General features: G+C 52.5%; 20 protein-coding genes. 6 read left to right on the top strand and 14 right to left on the bottom strand.

Features of this window, described 5'->3' with window-relative positions:
- Positions 1–23 precede the first annotated feature (23 nt).
- The 11 genes from hypA to ACLD3P_RS09095 form a co-directional block, all read right to left on the bottom strand.
- Positions 24–365, bottom strand: coding sequence for a hydrogenase maturation nickel metallochaperone HypA (hypA, locus tag ACLD3P_RS09145; protein ID WP_000544945.1), 342 nt, complete (start codon positions 363–365; stop codon positions 24–26).
- A complete protein-coding gene (gene hybE, locus ACLD3P_RS09140) occupies positions 358–846 on the bottom strand; it encodes a hydrogenase-2 assembly chaperone (protein WP_000004951.1) in 489 nt (162 codons plus the stop codon). Before hybE ends, hypA begins: the two co-directional genes overlap by 8 nt.
- Positions 839–1333 (bottom strand): HyaD/HybD family hydrogenase maturation endopeptidase, encoded by a 495-nt coding sequence (locus tag ACLD3P_RS09135; RefSeq protein WP_001221962.1) that lies wholly within the window; start codon positions 1331–1333, stop codon positions 839–841. The genes hybE and ACLD3P_RS09135 overlap by 8 nt, the downstream gene beginning before the upstream one ends.
- Positions 1333–3036 carry a hydrogenase 2 large subunit gene (hybC, locus tag ACLD3P_RS09130; RefSeq protein WP_000083044.1) on the bottom strand — a complete coding sequence of 568 codons (1704 nt, stop codon included), beginning with the start codon at positions 3034–3036 and terminating at the stop codon, positions 1333–1335. The genes ACLD3P_RS09135 and hybC overlap by 1 nt, the downstream gene beginning before the upstream one ends.
- The gene (gene hybB, locus ACLD3P_RS09125) at positions 3033–4211 is read right to left on the bottom strand and encodes a Ni/Fe-hydrogenase cytochrome b subunit (RefSeq protein ID WP_000017678.1); all 1179 of its coding nucleotides are present in this window, start codon (positions 4209–4211) and stop codon (positions 3033–3035) included. Before hybB ends, hybC begins: the two co-directional genes overlap by 4 nt.
- Entirely contained in the window at positions 4201–5187 is a 987-nt protein-coding gene (hybA, locus tag ACLD3P_RS09120) for a hydrogenase 2 operon protein HybA (RefSeq protein ID WP_001081721.1), read from the bottom strand. The genes hybB and hybA overlap by 11 nt, the downstream gene beginning before the upstream one ends.
- Before the next feature lie 2 nt (positions 5188–5189).
- On the bottom strand, positions 5190–6308 hold the full coding sequence (hybO, locus tag ACLD3P_RS09115; RefSeq protein ID WP_000145429.1) for a hydrogenase 2 small subunit: 1119 nt from the start codon (positions 6306–6308) through the stop codon (positions 5190–5192).
- Positions 6309–6497: 189 nt separating this feature from the next.
- Positions 6498–6785 (bottom strand): DUF2623 family protein, encoded by a 288-nt coding sequence (locus tag ACLD3P_RS09110; protein ID WP_001059119.1) that lies wholly within the window; start codon positions 6783–6785, stop codon positions 6498–6500.
- An 84-nt stretch (positions 6786–6869) separates the two neighbouring features.
- Positions 6870–8513, bottom strand: coding sequence for a methyl-accepting chemotaxis protein (locus tag ACLD3P_RS09105; RefSeq protein WP_023138731.1), 1644 nt, complete (start codon positions 8511–8513; stop codon positions 6870–6872).
- A gap of 306 nt (positions 8514–8819) precedes the next feature.
- Positions 8820–9314: a TIGR00645 family protein gene (locus ACLD3P_RS09100; protein WP_000439335.1), complete on the bottom strand. Its 495-nt coding sequence runs from the start codon at positions 9312–9314 to the stop codon at positions 8820–8822.
- Positions 9315–9531: 217 nt separating this feature from the next.
- Complete coding sequence (locus ACLD3P_RS09095; protein ID WP_001084409.1) at positions 9532–10035, bottom strand: ESA_00282 family adhesion-associated protein; 504 nt, start codon at positions 10033–10035, stop codon at positions 9532–9534.
- 103 nt (positions 10036–10138) lie between these two features.
- Between ACLD3P_RS09095 and ACLD3P_RS09090 the strand changes: the two genes are divergently transcribed.
- From ACLD3P_RS09090 to ACLD3P_RS09080, 3 genes are all read left to right on the top strand, one after another.
- A complete protein-coding gene (locus ACLD3P_RS09090; RefSeq protein WP_131046549.1) occupies positions 10139–10549 on the top strand; it encodes a hypothetical protein in 411 nt (136 codons plus the stop codon).
- Positions 10536–10940: a hypothetical protein gene (locus ACLD3P_RS09085; protein ID WP_000665656.1), complete on the top strand. Its 405-nt coding sequence runs from the start codon at positions 10536–10538 to the stop codon at positions 10938–10940. The genes ACLD3P_RS09090 and ACLD3P_RS09085 overlap by 14 nt, the downstream gene beginning before the upstream one ends.
- A gap of 123 nt (positions 10941–11063) precedes the next feature.
- On the top strand, positions 11064–11948 hold the full coding sequence (locus ACLD3P_RS09080; protein WP_000019032.1) for an SDR family oxidoreductase: 885 nt from the start codon (positions 11064–11066) through the stop codon (positions 11946–11948).
- 112 nt (positions 11949–12060) lie between these two features.
- Here the strand turns inward: ACLD3P_RS09080 and exbD are convergent, their stop codons facing one another.
- Positions 12061–12486 carry a TonB system transport protein ExbD gene (gene exbD / locus ACLD3P_RS09075; protein WP_001251476.1) on the bottom strand — a complete coding sequence of 142 codons (426 nt, stop codon included), beginning with the start codon at positions 12484–12486 and terminating at the stop codon, positions 12061–12063.
- A gap of 6 nt (positions 12487–12492) precedes the next feature.
- Positions 12493–13227: a tol-pal system-associated acyl-CoA thioesterase gene (gene exbB / locus ACLD3P_RS09070; protein ID WP_000527859.1), complete on the bottom strand. Its 735-nt coding sequence runs from the start codon at positions 13225–13227 to the stop codon at positions 12493–12495.
- A gap of 251 nt (positions 13228–13478) precedes the next feature.
- Here exbB and metC point away from each other — a divergent pair, with 251 nt between their 5' ends.
- A complete protein-coding gene (gene metC / locus ACLD3P_RS09065) occupies positions 13479–14666 on the top strand; it encodes a cystathionine beta-lyase (protein WP_000130270.1) in 1188 nt (395 codons plus the stop codon).
- 139 nt (positions 14667–14805) lie between these two features.
- Complete coding sequence (gene yghB / locus ACLD3P_RS09060) at positions 14806–15465, top strand: DedA family general envelope maintenance protein YghB (RefSeq protein WP_000268441.1); 660 nt, start codon at positions 14806–14808, stop codon at positions 15463–15465.
- Between the two features lie 63 nt (positions 15466–15528).
- Here yghB and ACLD3P_RS09055 read toward each other — a convergent pair whose 3' ends face one another.
- Complete coding sequence (locus ACLD3P_RS09055; protein WP_001078198.1) at positions 15529–16428, bottom strand: AraC family transcriptional regulator; 900 nt, start codon at positions 16426–16428, stop codon at positions 15529–15531.
- 192 nt (positions 16429–16620) lie between these two features.
- Here ACLD3P_RS09055 and yqhD point away from each other — a divergent pair, with 192 nt between their 5' ends.
- On the top strand, positions 16621–17784 hold the full coding sequence (gene yqhD / locus ACLD3P_RS09050; protein ID WP_001058720.1) for an alcohol dehydrogenase: 1164 nt from the start codon (positions 16621–16623) through the stop codon (positions 17782–17784).
- Positions 17785–17867: the final 83 nt, after the last annotated feature.

Raw genomic sequence — 17867 nt, 5'->3', positions numbered from 1 at the left:
AACCACCTGAAATAAAATGCGGGTTATTCGACCTCAATACTTTTTACTTTCAACGAATCGCCGGTATCCACCCGCAGGCGATCGCCATGACAATGCGGACATTGCGCGTCATGCCTGAGAATTTCCACCACCTGACTGCAATCCCAGCACCAGGCCTGGGCCGGTCTGTAGTCGATGTGCAATTCGCACCCTTGCGCTAAAGTCCCCTGGCAGGCGATGTCAAAGCTGAAACGAACCGCGCGCTCTTCAACGCACGAAAGCGCGCCTATCTCCAGCCATACGCCGGTGACGCGCGCCACGCCGTGCTGTTCTGCCTGCTGCTGAATAATTTCAACGGCGCTTTGGCAAAGAGACAGCTCATGCATTCTCACAGCTCCGACGGCCAAACAGCAACGCACGCCGGCTTGTCTGCGGCGCATCAGGATTGCTTACCGGCAGGGATAACAGCATCCGCGCGCAGTCATCCGCCAGCCGGACGCCCTCTTCCGGCGACAGGCTACGGGAAAGCGGCGACATCAACGAGCAGGCAAGATATTGCGAAACGCCTTCCAGTTCGCCAACGGTAAAGGTCATCGTGCCATAAGGCAGTTGCAGACCGAGTTTTTCACCGACGGTACGCCCGGGCCAGATCTGGTCCGGGCCAGGGAAGATTAATGCGCTTAACATCCACGGCGTAATTACCGTGCCCGTCCATTGTCCTTCAAACAACGTAAAATCAGAGACATGCACAGGCATAGTCGGATGCAGAAACGAAAGATCGTGCATCGAACGATGGGCTATCTCTTCAAACGCCGCCTGAACCCGGGCGACGGGCGCCGTGTCGAATCCGGAAAACGTTTCAGACATGCGCCGTCTCCTTAGGAATTGCTTCGACGCCGGATTCACGCAGCGCAGCAAGAACCTGCTCAAGCGCAGGTTCAATCATCGCCTCGACGGTTGGCGTTAAGCCGATGTGCGGTTCCAGCGACTGTGGAATAACGCCGACCAGGGTCAGTTTCTTCGGAAACTCGCCGGTAAAGCGGAGGGCCGACAATACGTCGGCCAGTCCAAGCTGATGGGGGGAGATTTTGTTGGTGAACAGCGCCGGAACTTCATCGTCGCGCAGTACCATAATGGTTCCCGGCGCGTTCTTTTTCGACACGATGGCGTCGGCAATGATCAAATGATCCCGACTCGCCATATCGCCAAGAAGTTCCATTCCCGCCGTACCGCCATCCAGAATCTCAACGAAATCCGGCAGGGTGTATCGTTGCTCTAACGCTTCAACAATACGCACCCCGATGGCTTCATCGGTCAGCAAAATATTGCCGACCCCTAAGACTAATATCCGCATTACAAAACCTTCACCGAGACCACTTCATTGCCATCGGCGTCCACCACGTGTACCGCGCACGCCATGCAAGGGTCGAAGGAGTGGATGGTACGTACCACTTCCAGCGGCTTCGCCGGATCGGCGATCGGCGTACCGACCAGCGACTGTTCGTACGGCCCCACGTCATCGTTGAAGTTACGCGGACCTGAGTTCCAGGTCGATGGCACCACTGCCTGATAGTTACTGATAATACCGTCTTTAATCACCATCCAGTGAGACAGCATACCGCGCGGCGCCTCCAGGAAGCCCACGCCCTTGAACTCGCCCGTCGCCGGAATGTTCGGCTTCACAAACGTGGTGTAATCACCTTTGCCGATATTTACAATCAGCGCGTTGTATTGATCCTGCAATATGTTTTGCAGTTCACAACAGTGAACGGTACGCCCGATGATACGACCCAGCGTAGAGTGAAGTTGCGCCATTTCCAGCGTTTTGCCGGTCAGCTTCTGATAAAGCGCAATGATTTCATTGAGCTTAGTCTGGGTGGATTCACGACCTGCAGCCAGTTTACACAGCATGTTCGCCAACGGCCCGACTTCTACGGTTTTGCCGTAGAATGTCGGCGACTTGACCCATGAGTATTTACCGTCATCCGACCAACCGTCGTAAGCCGGGATCGTAGTGCCTTCCCACGGTGCCTGCGGCGCTTCATCTTTATACCAGGCGTGCTTCGCGCTCTCCTGAATACCTTTAATCAGGAACTCGTCGGAGTGAGAGGTGATCGGACGGTATGTCGACAGATCGGCATTGGTAATGTAACCGCCCGGGAACAGGAAACTGCCGTTTTTACCGTCGGTCGGGAATTCCGGCGCGCTCAGGTAGTTCACAGCGCCTTTGCCACGCTCCAGCCATTCCGGATAGTAGGCCGCGATGACTGCGGTATCCACTTTATACACCTGCTCGACAAAATCGCTCAGCTTATCGATAAACGATTTGATGTACATCAGGCGTTCAAGGTTCAACGTACCGATGCTGTCGAGATTGATCGGGTTCGCCACCCCACCGACCGCCAGGTTCTGGATATGCGGCGATTTACCGCCCAGCAACGCCACCACGCGGTTAGCGTCACGCTGACATTCCAGCGCCTGCAGATAGTGAGCGACCGCAATCAGGTTGACCTCCGGCGGTAACTGCATTGCCGGGTGCCCCCAGTAGCCGTTGGCGAAAATACCTAACTGACCGCTGGCGACAAGATCCTTGATCTTGTTCTGAACTTTCGTGAACTCTTGCGCGCTGTTCAGGTGCCAGCTCGACACGCCATCCAGCATCGCGGAGGCTTTTTCCGGATCGGCTTTCAGCGCAGAGGTAATGTCCACCCAGTCCAGCGCAGAGAGCTGGTAGAAATGGACAATGTGGTCATGGGTGGTATGCGCCGCCAGAATAATATTACGGATATACTGCGCGTTGACGGGAACATCAATATTCAGCGCGCTTTCCGCCGCACGAACGGAGGAGATCGCGTGAGTTGTCGTACAAACGCCGCAAATACGCTGCACAATCATCCACGCATCGCGCGGATCGCGGTTCTTCACGATCTCTTCCATACCGCGCCACATGGTGCCGGACGCCCATGCTTTGGATACGACGCCGTTCTCAATTTCGCAGTCAATGCGTAAATGACCCTCAATACGGGTTACCGGATCAATAGTAATTCTCTGGCTCATGCTTTGCTCGCCTCATGACGATTATGATCGTTTTGTTTTAAAGGAGGAAGTATCGGCAGTAGACGAATGAGTACGATGTATGCACAAATCTCAATAGCCACAAAACCAATAGAAATCAACAATTCTTCCCAGGTTGGGAAGTAGTGGTAGCCGCCACCCGGGTTGAATGCCACCAGCGAATAGGTCAGACGCCACGTCGCGCAGCCCAACAGCGCGCTCAGCGCCGACAGGTACAGCATACGAGAGTCATTACGCAGTTTCGCCACACGCAGCACCACTAACGGGAAGACCATCAGGACGACTTCAATCCAGAACATAGCGGAGTAAAAATCGCCGGCAAACGCATAGGACAGCTTGTCGCGATAAATCAGTTCGCCAAAGCGCAGGACGACGAAAATCGCCAGCAGCACGCTGATGGTATTCGTCAGCTTAACAAACAAATTTTTCTCATCCGGACCGTTTCCTTTCAGGCCAGCCTGAACCAGCGAACCCTCAAATATGACAATAGAGAAGCCCATGATAAACGCGGTCAGAACCGAGAACAGCGGCAGCATTTCATAGCTTTGCCATAGCGGATGCACTTTATAGCCCGCCGAGATCATCAATGACCCCATTGAGGACTGGTGCATCGTCGGCAGCAGCGCGCCCAGCGCGATAATAAAGAACATCACCTTATTCAGACGCTTGAGCGACACTTTCCAGCCCAGACGTTCAAACAGGGCAGGCGCAAACTCCAGCGCCATCACGCCGATGTAGATGGTCATACAGACCGCCGTCTCAAACAGTACCGAGTTCACGTTGAAGTGACCTGGAATGTAGAAGTACGGCAGGTTCCAGTAACGACCGACGTCGATAGTGATCGACAGGCCGCCCAGCGAGTAACCAAACAAGCTTGCCAGCAATGCCGGGCGCACCAACGGATGGTATTGCCCACGGTTAAAGACATACACCGCCCATGCCAACGCCCAACCGCCGCAGGCAAAGCCGGTGCCGATCAACAGGTCAAAGGCAATCCAGACGCCCCACGGGAAACCGCCGTTCAGGTCGGAAACGGAGCCCAACCCGAAGACCAGACGCTTCACGATAAGGAGCATACACAGGACGATTAACGGTCCAAAAATAATGACCGGTTTACTGATGATTTTTCCGCCCAGCGGTTTTGGATCATGACTCATGATCGTCTCCTCCATCGTGATGGTCGTTTTTGCTATTACGACGAACCAGCACGGTTAAGCCCGCCAGCGCAGCCAGGGGTAGTATCATGCCTTTATAAAGCGTGTGTTGAACATGCTCGGAGCGCGCTCCGGTTGAAAGGTCATCCAGCTTCGGCAGATCCAGATCTTCATAAGGAACGCCTGTCAGCACCAGCACCTGAGTACCACCGCCCTCTTTTTCACCGTAGAGGTGTGGATAGTATTTAGGCACCGTATGCAGATAGGTGTCGTCCGTTTTTAACGTCTGGCGCGGATAGTGATATTCACTGCCTGGTTTGAGGGCCAGACGTTTTTTCGCTTCCGCCATCAGCTCTTCACGAGTACCGAAAATGACGGCCCCTGCCGGACAAACTTCCACGCACCCAGGCAAACCGCCTTTATCCAGACGCTCAACGCCTTTCTGGTTACACAACTCACACTTGTGAAGCGCGCCAAACGGGTTGTTGTAGTCGTACTTAGGTACGTTGTACGGGCAGGCGACCATACAGTAACGGCAGCCGGTGCAGACATCTTTGTCATAGTGGACGATGCCGGTTTTCGGATCTTTTTTCAGCGCCGACACCGGACAAACGGAAACGCAGTTAGGATCGACGCAGTGCATACACTGTTTCTTGATGTAGGCATAGCCGTTCTCTTCCTGATCTTTGTTCACGCCCGTGCCGCTACGCCATACCTGGATAATGTTATTGGTATACGGCGACAGTTTGTCGTTGTTCGACCAGGTCTGCTCCCCTTCCGGGTTACGCGCCGGGAAGTTGATATCCTGACACTTTGTGACGCAGGCCTGACAGCCCACGCACAGAGTGGAGTCATACAGCATGCCCAGCGAACCTGGAATCGGCGGACGGTTTTCTGCAGCCGCATGGCTGACAGACGGCGCGGCGCCCAACAGCAATGCTCCACCGGAGGCTGCTTTAATAAAGTCACGTCTGTTCACGGTTATTCTCCCCGTGAGTCAGCGTTATCTTTCTTTTGCTGACGCCCCAGTTCACGTACCGCCATCACGCTGACGCCGGCAACCAGACCGACTACGCCGCCAAGCAGACCGACAGCGCCCGCAGAGATATTGCCGCCTTCTTTCATATTGACGTCAGGTTTCTCTGAACGCGGAGTTTGGTTTTCGACATGAGCAAGCTGGTGAATGCCCTTATGGAAGCCGATACCTTCTTCGTTACAGCCATAGCAAGGATGACCGATCGCCACTGGCCAGACGCCGCCAACGTCGCAGAACTGTAGCGTAGAACAGTTGCCCCAGGTTTCCGGCCCTTTACAGCCAAGATGGTAGAGACACCAGCCCTGACGGTGACCTTCGTCGCCAAATTCTTTGGCAAAACGGCCTGCGTCGAAGTGTGGACGACGTTCGCAATGCTCATGAATCAGACGGCCATAGGCAAAGGTTGGACGATTTTTCGCATCCAGCTTCGGCGGCGTGCCGTAAGTGATGATATGCGCGACAGTCGCCAGGAAGTTATGCGGGTTTGGCGGACAACCTGGAATATTGATAACCGTTTTGCCCGGTAAGACTTCCTGCAGACTGACAGCGCCGGTTGGGTTTACGCCAGCCGCAGCAACGCCGCCCCATGCCGAGCAGGAACCGATAGCGATAATCGCGGCTGCGCCGTCGGCGGCTTTGCGGATGTGATCCACGATCGGCTCGCCGGCAACCATGCAGTAGATACCGTTATCTTTTAGTGGGATAGAACCATCCACCACCAGAACATATTGCCCTTTATACTTCTCCAGAGCGTTATGTTTGTTTTCTTCGACCTGGTGACCGAATGCGGCGGAAAGTACCTCGTGGTATTCCAGAGAGATGGTCTCCAGAACGAGGTTTTCAACGGTTGGGTGTGTAGCACGAAGCAGTGATTCGGTACAACCGGTACACTCCTGAGCGCCAATCCAGATAACGGGCGGACGCTGTGGATTGGATACCGATTCTGCCATTTCTGCGGCGGCTTTGCTACTGAGCCCCATAGTAGCGGCCAGTGCTGCACAAAGCTTCATGAAATCACGACGGTTAATGCCGTGAGAAGTGATGAGAGTATTATCTCCAGTCATTTTATAGTTATTCCGTTACGAAGACCTGGCTTTTATTTTGCACTGTTCGCGAAGAAGTTATTGCGATCGGTACGCCATTTACCACACTTTTTTTATGGTTATGTGCGCCATAATACTTCGACGGAACAGTAAAACGAAGGGAAGAGGCGATAGTGTAATTAATTAAAGCAAGATAATACCCCTGTTGGATCAACCTTCGAGTCGATAACCGGCCATAAAGAAGCGAACCGCCATCCCGGAATGATTCTCTTTAAAGAAATCCATCACCATTTCTTTATCCAGACCATAGCGACGCGTCAGAATTCCGGCCTCCCACGCGCTAAGTTGACGATCGCCGGTCTTTTCGAACATACGGTGTGTAAAACCCAATACAAAGCCACGTTTATACTCAGAACAGAAATTCACCGCATGATGCGCGCTATATGCATATGGCGCGTGCAACCCAGCCATTAACCCTTTCCCAAAATGATTATTCATCTGACCTCCTTAGTCGCTATATAATAAATTATATAGCGACTAATTAAATGAAGGCCAGCGCATTACGCGCTTTTTTGCTTCACATCAGAAGGAAACCCATTCATCAGTCGACTGTGCGGGAGCCGACGCCATTCTCTGAACGCCAGGCGCCGCTTTCGCCGTTACGCGTTGTTGCGGCTCACTAGCGGAAAGCCGGAACTGCTGTACGGAGCGTTGCAAATCCTCCGTCTGCCGTTCCAGCGCCGCCGCCGCCGCGGAAACCTGCTCAACCAGCGCGGCGTTTTGTTGCGTAACGCTATCCATTTGCGTGATCGCCACGCCAACCTGAGAGATACCTTTACTCTGATCTTCGGAGGCGGATGCGATCTGTTTCATAATCGTCGTCACTTCCGTGACGCCGCGCAGGATGGCTTCCATCGTCGCACCGGTCTCCTGGACCAACTGCGCGCCCTGCGCTACGCGACGTACCGATTCGCCAATTAAGGCTTCAATTTCTTTCGCCGCCCCCGCGCTGCGGCTGGCCAGGTTACGTACCTCACCGGCGACCACCGCGAAGCCGCGTCCCTGCTCGCCCGCTCTGGCCGCTTCTACCGCTGCGTTCAAGGCCAGAATATTGGTCTGGAAAGCAATACTATTAATCACGGTAGTAATTTCGGCGATCTGCTGCGAACTGGCGGAAATACCGTTCATTGTTTCTACCACATCGGAAACCAGTTCACCGCCTTTTCCTGCCGTTAGCGAGGCGGCATCCGCAAGCTGACTCGCCTGGCGAGCGTGTTCGGCGTTCATTTTTACCGTTGCGGTAAGCTGTTCCATGCTGGCGGCAGTTTCTTCCAGCGCGGCGGCCTGTTCTTCCGTTCGGGAAGAGAGATCGTTATTACCAGTAGAAATTTCCGTCGCGCCGCGCCAGATATTGTCGCTTCCGGCGCGGATCGTACTCACGGCTTCGCGTAAACTGTCCTGCATCGCGCGCAGTAGCGGCACCAACCGGCCTACGCAGTTACGCCCCAACGCTTCAATCGGCTGGCTAAGATCGCCTTGCGCGATGCGCTGAAATTGCTGACGGATGCGCTCCAGCGGTTTCACCATCATTGCAACCAGATAGCGATCGGTAAAAATCAGGATGGCAATGCCCAGAATCACCGCCGTGATAAGCAGGATGCGGATGGTATAGGTTTTACCATCGACCATCACACGTGTGTTATCCAGCATGGCGCCAGCTTCATGACTAAACCGTTCCGCGCTGGCGCCGAACGCGCGACTGAGTGCGGGCGTGACCGTACTGGCATGTTCGCTCCAGGCGGTCAGCGATCCTTGCTGTGCCAGTTGCATTTGAGGAACGACGCCTTTCTCCAGCAAGGCCTGCCAGTTGGACAAGACCTCCCTTGAGATATCAGGGTTCATCGGCCCTGGCGATAGCGCTTTCATCTCCTCCAGCTTCTGACGCATATTCTCGAGCGACTGCCGGGCGGGCGCAAAATCGGGCGTGCCGCCGCCGATTTTTACATCCATCGCGCGGCTAAGGCGGGTAACAAAGCGGAAATATTGATCGTTACCCTGGCTTAGCACCGTCATTTGCCGCACAAGATGCCGGTCAATATCATTTCCTTCCGAAACTTCGGATAAAGCATGGACGCTGTATAACCCCACCCCCGACCAGAGTAGACAAAAAAGTCCCAGTATCGTCAGCATGACCATACGAATAGTAAAGTTTTGCAGCAAACGCATATGAATTTCCTTGCTGAATATAAGAGATTAGTCATCAGACGATGACGCACTCTCGTTATCGGCAAGGCGCGGAGAATATATAATGCATTCTCCATTTTTTTACAGTTATCGCCGTTCACGTACCCGTAGATGTTATATATCTGTGAACGCAGAGAAAATCTTTCAGTCTTATTACTGAGTAAATGAATAGATGTAGTAAAAATATTGCGTAAGGCTGCAGGGAGACGGTTATCTACCGCTAAAGAAGCGCTGTTTTACAGCCGGGCTCAGTATCCTTTGCCCGGCTGCCCCGCCGTTGACGGCGGCTCAATGGTTATGCCGCGTCAATCTGTCCAGATAGCCCATCACGAATGCCGACAGGACAAAGGTCAGATGGATGATGACATACCACATTAATTTGTTATCCGGGACGTTTTTCGCGTCCATAAACACGCGTAACAGGTGAATGGAAGAGATAGCGACTATCGATGCCGCCACCTTATTTTTTAGCGAAGTCGCATCCATTTTCCCCAGCCAGTTCAGCTTCTCCTTGCCCGCAGAGATATCCAGCTGAGAGACAAAATTCTCATACCCGGAGAACATGACCATTACCAGCAACCCGCCGACCAGCGTCATATCAACCAGCGATAACAGCACCAGAATCAGATCGGCCTCCGCCAGGGCAAAAACGTTCGGCAGAACGTGTAAAATTTCCTGGAAAAATTTTAGCGCTAAAGCGATCAGCGCCAAAGAGAGGCCAAAATACACCGGCGCGAGCAGCCAGCGAGACGCATACATTACATTTTCAAGAAAGCGTTCCATAGGGACCTGTCAGGTAACTAAAACCAGCAACAGTATATCTCAACCATGCAACATCAGATCAACATGCAGTTAAGAGCCTATCCCACCAGGCGTTATTGGCGCAGCCAGTTTGGACACGGACAGCGCGCAAAAACCGGAGCGTACACGTAGTACGTGAGGATTTTGAGCACTGCCCAGGTCCAAAATGGCAAGTAAAATAGCCCTAATGGGATAGGCTCTAAATCTCATCCGGTTTAACCTGTGGACGCTGATATTCCGGCCATACCAGCGCGACCAATGCCGGGTAGGCCTCAAGACTGAACTCCCGAAAACACTGACGTAAATTCAGGACGTCCAAATCCGAATACGGCACCTTTTCTCCGTTCAGACAACGCTTCTTAATATTGTCGTAATACTTATAAACGGCAGAGTTAAGGTCGCTGCAACGACGCTGTGCGTCAAATAATCCAGGCGTTTCATTCAACTCAGTCATTGTCATTCGTTTTATCGTTGCATGAAGGAAATCGATATATTCATGGTTAACGCGCCAGTACCATACCGGCGTTATCGAATTCATTAATACTGAAAAATGATCTTCGCCCTCTTCCTTTGTCATGGGTTCAGTTTGATTTAAATTTACGATTTTTCCACCAGGACGTTTTTTATTAACCTCCCACATCAGGAAGAGTATCGCGCCGGTCAGTAATAGCAATATAATAACAGAATAAAAAATACTGTTCATAGCAGGCTCCATTTTTTTTGATTTTAAAATTACACCATGTTATTGTCAACGAAACCTACACTATTAAAAATAGTATGCCACTGATCGTAAAGGATATTTAGTCATGCTTCCTGAGCATCTGGTTTCCTCTCATTTTCGCCTGTCATCGCCGCCCCCTGAAGCCACAGAAAACAGTAAAAATTTGCCTAAGGGAAAGACAAAACTCAGCGATTACGAGCCAGATATTTTAATTAGCGCTAACGCTGCCGGGCAACACAGAAACGTATTATTTGAAGAACGCGACCGTCATATTAAAGAACGTCTGTATTGTGTGGCTAAAATTGAAACGTTTGCCCGCCTGATAAACGCACTACAGGCAGAAGGCGATATTGATGCCCAAACGCTAAGTAAAATACTGGCGGATAAAACCGCAATGATAAATGAAAAAGGCAATGCCATTTGGCTTAATTTAATCACTCGCGAAACCAATATGCCGCTATTTTATTCACTGGAAGAAAAAGATGAAAGAAGTTGAAGACAATAACGTTTATTTGGCTTTAGACAACCATAAAAGTGATGAATTTATCTTAAAGCAAAATCTTGCAGCGCTAATCGCCAGCAAAAATGCCACCCTGGAAAAGGTAACGCAGGAGGTGGTATCCATACCGGCGGCGTTAGTGCGCCTGAAGTGGCAAAACCGACGGGAGATGTATGCGTTACAGGTCAAAGAGGAGATTTATGGCGCGACCATCAATGCCATTATCGAGCAGCATCCTGAATTACGAGACAAAATTATGTCTCGTCTTGAAAGTGACTGGCAGCATCTGCTGGCTCGCGAGACGGCAACCCTACGTCTGATGCGTAAGCTTTCCGATGGCGACTACCGGACGCGCAACGTCACCACCGTCGCACGGCAAGAAAAATAACCTTCATGGCTAGTTAACTCTGTTGTGAATACGGGCGAAGCATAAGGATCGTTCTGAATCTCCCTCTTACGGTAGTAAAAGTGTCTACGCTTAAAGGGTGTTCAACCTGAAGGGAGAAGCTCAATGTCTCATCTATACGACCCTACCACGCAGTATTACACCGGCGAGTATCCTAAGCAAAAACAGCCGGCGCCCGGCGTCCAGGCGAAAATGACGCCTGTTCCTGACTGTGGCGAAAAAAGTTATGTCGGCAGTGGTCGCCTTAAAGATCGTAAGGCGCTGGTGACAGGGGGCGACTCCGGAATTGGGCGTGCTGCCGCTATCGCTTACGCGCGTGAAGGCGCAGATGTCGCGATCAACTATCTGCCAGCGGAAGAAGAGGACGCCCAGCAGGTTAAAGCGCTGATTGAGGAGTGCGGCCGTAAAGCGGTGTTATTGCCAGGCGATCTTAGCGACGAATCTTTCGCCCGTTCGCTGGTCCATAAGGCGCGTGAAGCGCTGGGCGGGCTGGACATTCTGGCGCTGGTGGCCGGTAAACAGACGGCAATCCCGGAGATAAAAGATCTGACCAGCGAGCAATTTCAGCAAACCTTCGCCGTTAACGTTTTTGCCCTGTTCTGGATAACCCAGGAAGCGATTCCGCTGCTGCCAAAAGGCGCCAGTATTATCACGACGTCGTCTATCCAGGCGTATCAGCCCAGTCCGCACCTGCTGGATTATGCGGCAACCAAGGCGGCAATCCTCAATTACAGCCGTGGCCTGGCGAAACAGGTGGCGGAAAAAGGAATTCGTGTGAATATTGTCGCGCCAGGCCCTATCTGGACAGCGCTGCAAATTTCCGGCGGTCAAACCCAGGATAAAATTCCGCAGTTTGGTCAGCAGACGCCAATGAAGCGGGCCGGCCAACCGGCAGAGCTGGCGCCGGTGTATGTCTATCTGGCAAGCCAGGAATCCAGTTACGTTACCGCAGAAGTGCACGGCGTGTGCGGCGGGGAGCATTTAGGCTAACGCATGAAGTCGATTAAGATGGCGCACTTCTGTTACGCAAGGCGCCATCTTAGGCAATAAAAAAGCCGGGTGGCGACTTCGCCTTACCCGGCCTGCAGCATCAGCAGAATACTTATTTCGCTTTCGCGGTCTCTTCGCCGACCAGACCAATCTTGAGATAGCCCGCCTGATGCAGCATATCCATCACTTTCATCAGGGTTTCATACTCTACGGTTTTATCCGCGCGGAAGAAAATCGTAGTATCCTTTTTCCCTTCCGTCAGGGCCGTTAGCTCGGCAATCATCGTATCATCCGTCACCGGATCGTTACCGATAAACATGGTGTTATCCGCTTTCACCGACAGATAAACCGGTTTTTCCGGGCGCGGCTGTGGCGTACTGGTAGAAGCGGGCAGATTCACCTTGACGTCCACCGTCGCCAGCGGCGCAGCCACCATAAAGATAATCAGCAGAACCAACATGACATCGATAAACGGCGTCACGTTGATTTCATGCATTTCGCCGTTGTCATCCAGGTTCTCGTTAAGACGCATTGCCATGACGCATTACCCTACCCGTAATTTCTGCGCGGCGCGTACCGGCTGCGCACTGGCGCTCGCATTCAGATCGAGATCGCGGCTTTGCAGCAGCAATACCTGCGCCGCCACGTCGCCCAGCGTCGCTTTGTAACTGCCTATCTGACGTGCGAAGATGTTGTAAATGACAACCGCCGGAATCGCGGCCACCAGCCCAATCGCCGTCGCCAGCAGCGCTTCCGCAATACCAGGAGCAACCACCGCCAGGTTGGTGGTCTGCGTTTGCGCAATACCGATGAAACTATTCATAATGCCCCATACGGTGCCAAACAACCCGACGAAGGGGGAAATGGCGCCGATCGTCGCCAGATAACCGTTGCCTCGTCCCATATAGCGGCCAACTGCCGCGACGCGACGTTCCAGACGGAAGCCGGTACGTTCTTTAATCCCTTCGTTATCTTCGCTGCCCTGAGAGAGTTCCAGTTCATTCTGCGCTTCATTGATGAGCTGTGCGCTGAGGCTTTTTGCGCTGAAACCTGCCGCAATGTCGGAAGCCTGATCTAAAGAGCGTGCATCGGCTAATTGCAGTTGTTCACGCTTTAAGCGGCGCTTTTGCGTGAAAAATTCAACGCTTTTACTGAAGAAGATAGCCCAGGTGACGACTGACGCCAGAATCAGACCAATCATCACGCACTTCACGACAATATCGGCGTGCTGATACATACCCCAGACGGAGAGATCCGTCTGCATCAAATTATTACCCACTCTGTATCTCCAGGACGCAAATCACAAAATCTGAGCATAATAATATCAAAACAACGTCGAATTGATAGTCGTTCTCATTACTATTTACATACTGCCGCACCTTTACTGCTTTTTCTTTGCGCTTACGCATTAAAAAAGCCACCTGTTTTTATTTTGGCAAAATTTTCATCTGTATCACACGTCGCCAGGGTGCAGATGGTTATATTCATGCTAGTTTAGACATCCAGACGGTTAAAATCAGGAAACGCAACATGACGGATAAACAGTTGGATACCAAACTGGTAAACGCAGGACGCAGCAAAAAATACACGCTTGGCTCAGTGAATAGTGTGATTCAACGCGCTTCTTCACTGGTGTTTGACACCGTCGAGGCCAAAAAACACGCTACCCGCAATCGCGCCAACGGCGAATTATTTTACGGACGCCGGGGAACGCTGACCCACTTTTCGCTCCAGGAAGCCATGTGTGAACTGGAAGGCGGCGCCGGATGCGCGCTCTTCCCGTGCGGCGCGGCGGCGGTCGCCAACACCATTCTGGCATTCGTTGAGCAGGGCGACCACATCCTGATGACCAACACAGCCTATGAACCCAGCCAGGATTTCTGCAGCAAAATTCTCGGCAAACTGGGCGTGACGACAAGCTGGTTCGACCCGCTTATCGGCGCTGATATCACGCAACATATTCAGCCGAACACGAAAGTCGTTTTTCTGGAATCCCCCGGTTCTATTACCATGGAAGTACATGATATTCCGACCATTGTCAGTGCGGTCAGACGCGTCGCGCCAGAAGCCGTCATCATGATTGATAATACCTGGGCGGCTGGCGTTCTGTTCAAAGCGCTGGAGTTCGATATTGATATCTCTATCCAGGCGGGCACTAAGTATCTGATTGGTCATTCTGATGCGATGGTCGGTACTGCCGTTGCAAATGCGCGCTGCTGGGAACAATTGCGGGAAAACGCCTATCTGATGGGGCAAATGCTCGACGCCGACACGGCTTATATGACCAGCCGCGGGCTGCGCACGCTCGGCGTCCGACTGCGCCAGCATCAAGAAAGCAGCCTCAAAATCGCCGCATGGCTGGCGAACCATCCTCAGGTCGCGCGCGTTAATCATCCGGCCCTGCCGGGTAGCAAAGGTCATGCGTTCTGGAAACGAGACTTTACAGGTAGCAGCGGCCTGTTCTCCTTTGTGCTCAATAAAAAGCTGACCGAGGCAGAATTATCAGCCTATCTGGATAACTTTTCGCTGTTCAGTATGGCCTACTCCTGGGGAGGCTACGAATCGCTGATTATTGCTAATCAGCCGGAACAGATCGCCGCGATTCGTCCCGCAGGCGGCGTAGATTTTACCGGTACGCTGGTTCGGGTGCATATTGGTTTAGAGAGTGTTGATGATTTGATCGCTGATTTAGCCGCCGGCTTCGCCAGAATTGTGTAAAGTTGCCGGGGATGGACATATATGCAGACAATTTCCGTGGAAAAGTCTGCGTTTGTTGCGTCCGGGATCAAGGCATCCCGGACGATTCAGGAGTACAATAGGCAGATAAAAGCGTAAATGCTGTTCCACAGGAAAGTTCATGGCTGTCATTCAAGATATTATCGCTGCGCTCTGGCAACATGATTTTGCCGCGCTGGCGAATCCACACGTTGTTAGCGTCGTCTACTTTGTCATGTTCGCCACGCTATTTTTAGAAAACGGTCTGCTGCCAGCGTCATTCTTACCCGGCGATAGTCTGCTGCTACTGGCAGGCGCGTTGATCGCCCAGGATGTGATGCATTTTTTGCCGACGATTGGCATTCTCACCGCCGCGGCCAGTCTCGGCTGCTGGCTAAGTTATATCCAGGGACGCTGGCTCGGTAATACGCGTACCGTCAAGGGCTGGCTGGCGCAGCTTCCGGCAAAATATCATCAGCGCGCCACCTGCATGTTTGACCGTCACGGTTTGTTAGCGTTGCTTGCCGGGCGCTTTCTGGCGTTTGTCCGCACGCTGCTGCCAACAATGGCGGGTATTTCCGGCCTGTCCAACCGCCGGTTTCAGTTTTTTAACTGGTTAAGCGGCCTGCTGTGGGTGACTGTCGTGACCAGCTTCGGCTACGCGCTCAGTATGATCCCGTTTGTTAAGCGCCATGAAGACCAGGTAATGACATTTTTAATGATCCTTCCCGTCGCGCTACTGGTCGCCGGACTGTTAGGTACGCTGGTCGTGGTGATTAAAAAGAAATACTGTAACGCCTGACGTATCCATAATCGGCCAGGATGGCCCGGTTACGCTTCGTTGACCCGTGGCGGGATGCCCCACTTAGCTCCCTTGCATTGTCCGCATTCTTGCCGCATCTTCGCCCGGCGTAACGCCAAAATAACGTTTAAACTCCCGGCTAAACTGCGATGCGCTCTCATAGCCGACCCGCATCGCCGCGGCGCTGGCCTTCATACCGTCGTGAATCATCATCATTCGCGCTTTATGCAGTCGGTAGCTTTTTAAATACTGCAACGGCGAGGTGCTGGTGACCGCCTTAAAATTATGGTGAAACGCCGACACGCTCATGTTCGCTTCTGCCGCCAGTTGCTCAACATTCAGGTTCTCGGTGTATTTCATTTCGATCTGTTTAAGTACGCGACTGATCAGGCTAAAGTGCGTCTGGCGACTAACCAGTGCAAGCAGCGCCCCGCCGCGCGGTCCCATCAGCACATGATAAAGAATTTCGCGAATAATCTGTTTTCCCAGAATCCGCGCATCCAGCGGGCGCTCCATCACATCCAGCAATCTTTCCACCGCACATAAAATCTCGTCCGACAGCGTGGCGGAGTTAATCCCACTGGCCGCCATCGGCAACTGGAAACGCTCATCTTCGCCAATGTCCATGAGCAACTCTTGCAGTTGCAGCACATCAATGTCGAGCCGAATACCGGCCAGTGGTACCTCCGGCGTTGCCCAGGTCTCGCATTCAAAAGGGAGCGGCACGGTCAGTAAGAGATATTCATTAGCGTCATAACGAAACTTGCGCTTGTTAATATAGCCAATTTTATGGCCGGAAAAGAGAAATATGATGCCAGGCTGATACATGACCGGCGTGCGCGGTCCCGGTTCAACACCATACAACAGACGAATGCCCGCCAGCCGCTCGCTGATTATTTTATCATTATTTTTTAAATGATTAATTTTATCAGCCAACTGTAAGCAAATTGCTTCACGATTCATAACGCGCCATTTTTTCATCAAATCCACTCCGCTGGATTGTGCGCATTTTTAGCGATTTTCTCCAGCATTCTGGAGAAATAGGCAAAACATTGGCAGAAATGTGCATTGAGAGACATCCCTCACAAGACCACAATGATGACCATCAGGCAGACAGCCGCCTGCCCTCTTTTTACCCACATAAGGGAATGAGCAATGAACAATTTCAAATTACATACCCCTACCCGCATTCTGTTTGGTAAAGGCGCTATCGTCGATCTTCGCGATCAAATCCCGCAGGACGCCCGCGTGCTGATTACCTATGGCGGCGGTAGCGTGAAAAAGACCGGCGTACTGGCGCAAGTTCAGGAAGCGTTAAAAGGACTGGATGTTCGGGAGTTTGGCGGTATTGAACCGAACCCGTCCTATGAAACGCTGATGAAGGCCGTGCAGCTTGTGCGCGACGAAAATATTACCTTCCTGCTGGCCGTTGGCGGCGGTTCCGTACTGGACGGCACCAAATTTATCGCCGCAGCGGCGCAGTATACGGACGGCGTCGATCCGTGGCACATTCTGGAAACCGGCGGTACTGAGATTCGTAGCGCAATCCCGATGGGGTCTGTGCTAACCCTACCGGCAACCGGCTCAGAATCGAACGCCGGCGCAGTCATTTCCCGTAAAACCACTGGCGACAAACAAGCCTTCCACTCCTCGTTCGTGCAACCGGTGTTTGCCGTACTGGATCCGGTCTACACCTATACATTGCCGCCGCGCCAGGTTGCGAACGGCGTCGTGGATGCTTTCGTCCATACCGTTGAGCAGTACGTCACTTACCCGGTTAACGGCAAAATTCAGGATCGTTTCGCCGAAGGCATTTTACTCACACTGATCGAAGAAGGTCCCAAAGCGCTGCAAGAGCCTGAAAACTATGACGTCCGCGCTAACGTGATGTGGGCCGCTACTCAGGCGTTGAATGGCCTGATTGGCGCTGGTGTTCCGCAGGACTGGGCGACGCATATGCTGGGCCATGAGCTTACCGCGATGCACGGTCTCGATCATGCCCAGACGCTGGCTATCATTCTGCCTGCGCTATGGAACGAAAAACGAGACGTTAAACGTGCAAAACTCCTGCAATATGCTGAACGTGTATGGAATATCACCGACGGTTCCGACGACGAGCGTATTGATGCCGCCATTGCCGCCACCCGCCGTTTCTTTGAACAGATGGGCGTGCCTACCCACTTGTCCGATTACGGTCTGGATGGCAGCACTATTCCGGCGCTACTGGCTAAACTTGAGGCGCATGGATGCACAAATTTAGGTGAAAATCAGGATATTACGCTGGATGTCAGCCGTCGGATTTATGAAGCGGCGCGCTAAGGTTTTTTCGCCTCTGACTTTCGTTTTTGGCCATTTCGTCCAGACTTAAGTCACTTAGTCTCGCCGGACCCGACTCCGGCGAG

Source organism: Salmonella sp. 741265073_HBA, from assembly GCF_046569105.1.
Lineage (GTDB): Bacteria > Pseudomonadota > Gammaproteobacteria > Enterobacterales > Enterobacteriaceae > Salmonella > Salmonella enterica.
This window is presented reverse-complemented; position numbering and strand designations above follow the sequence as displayed.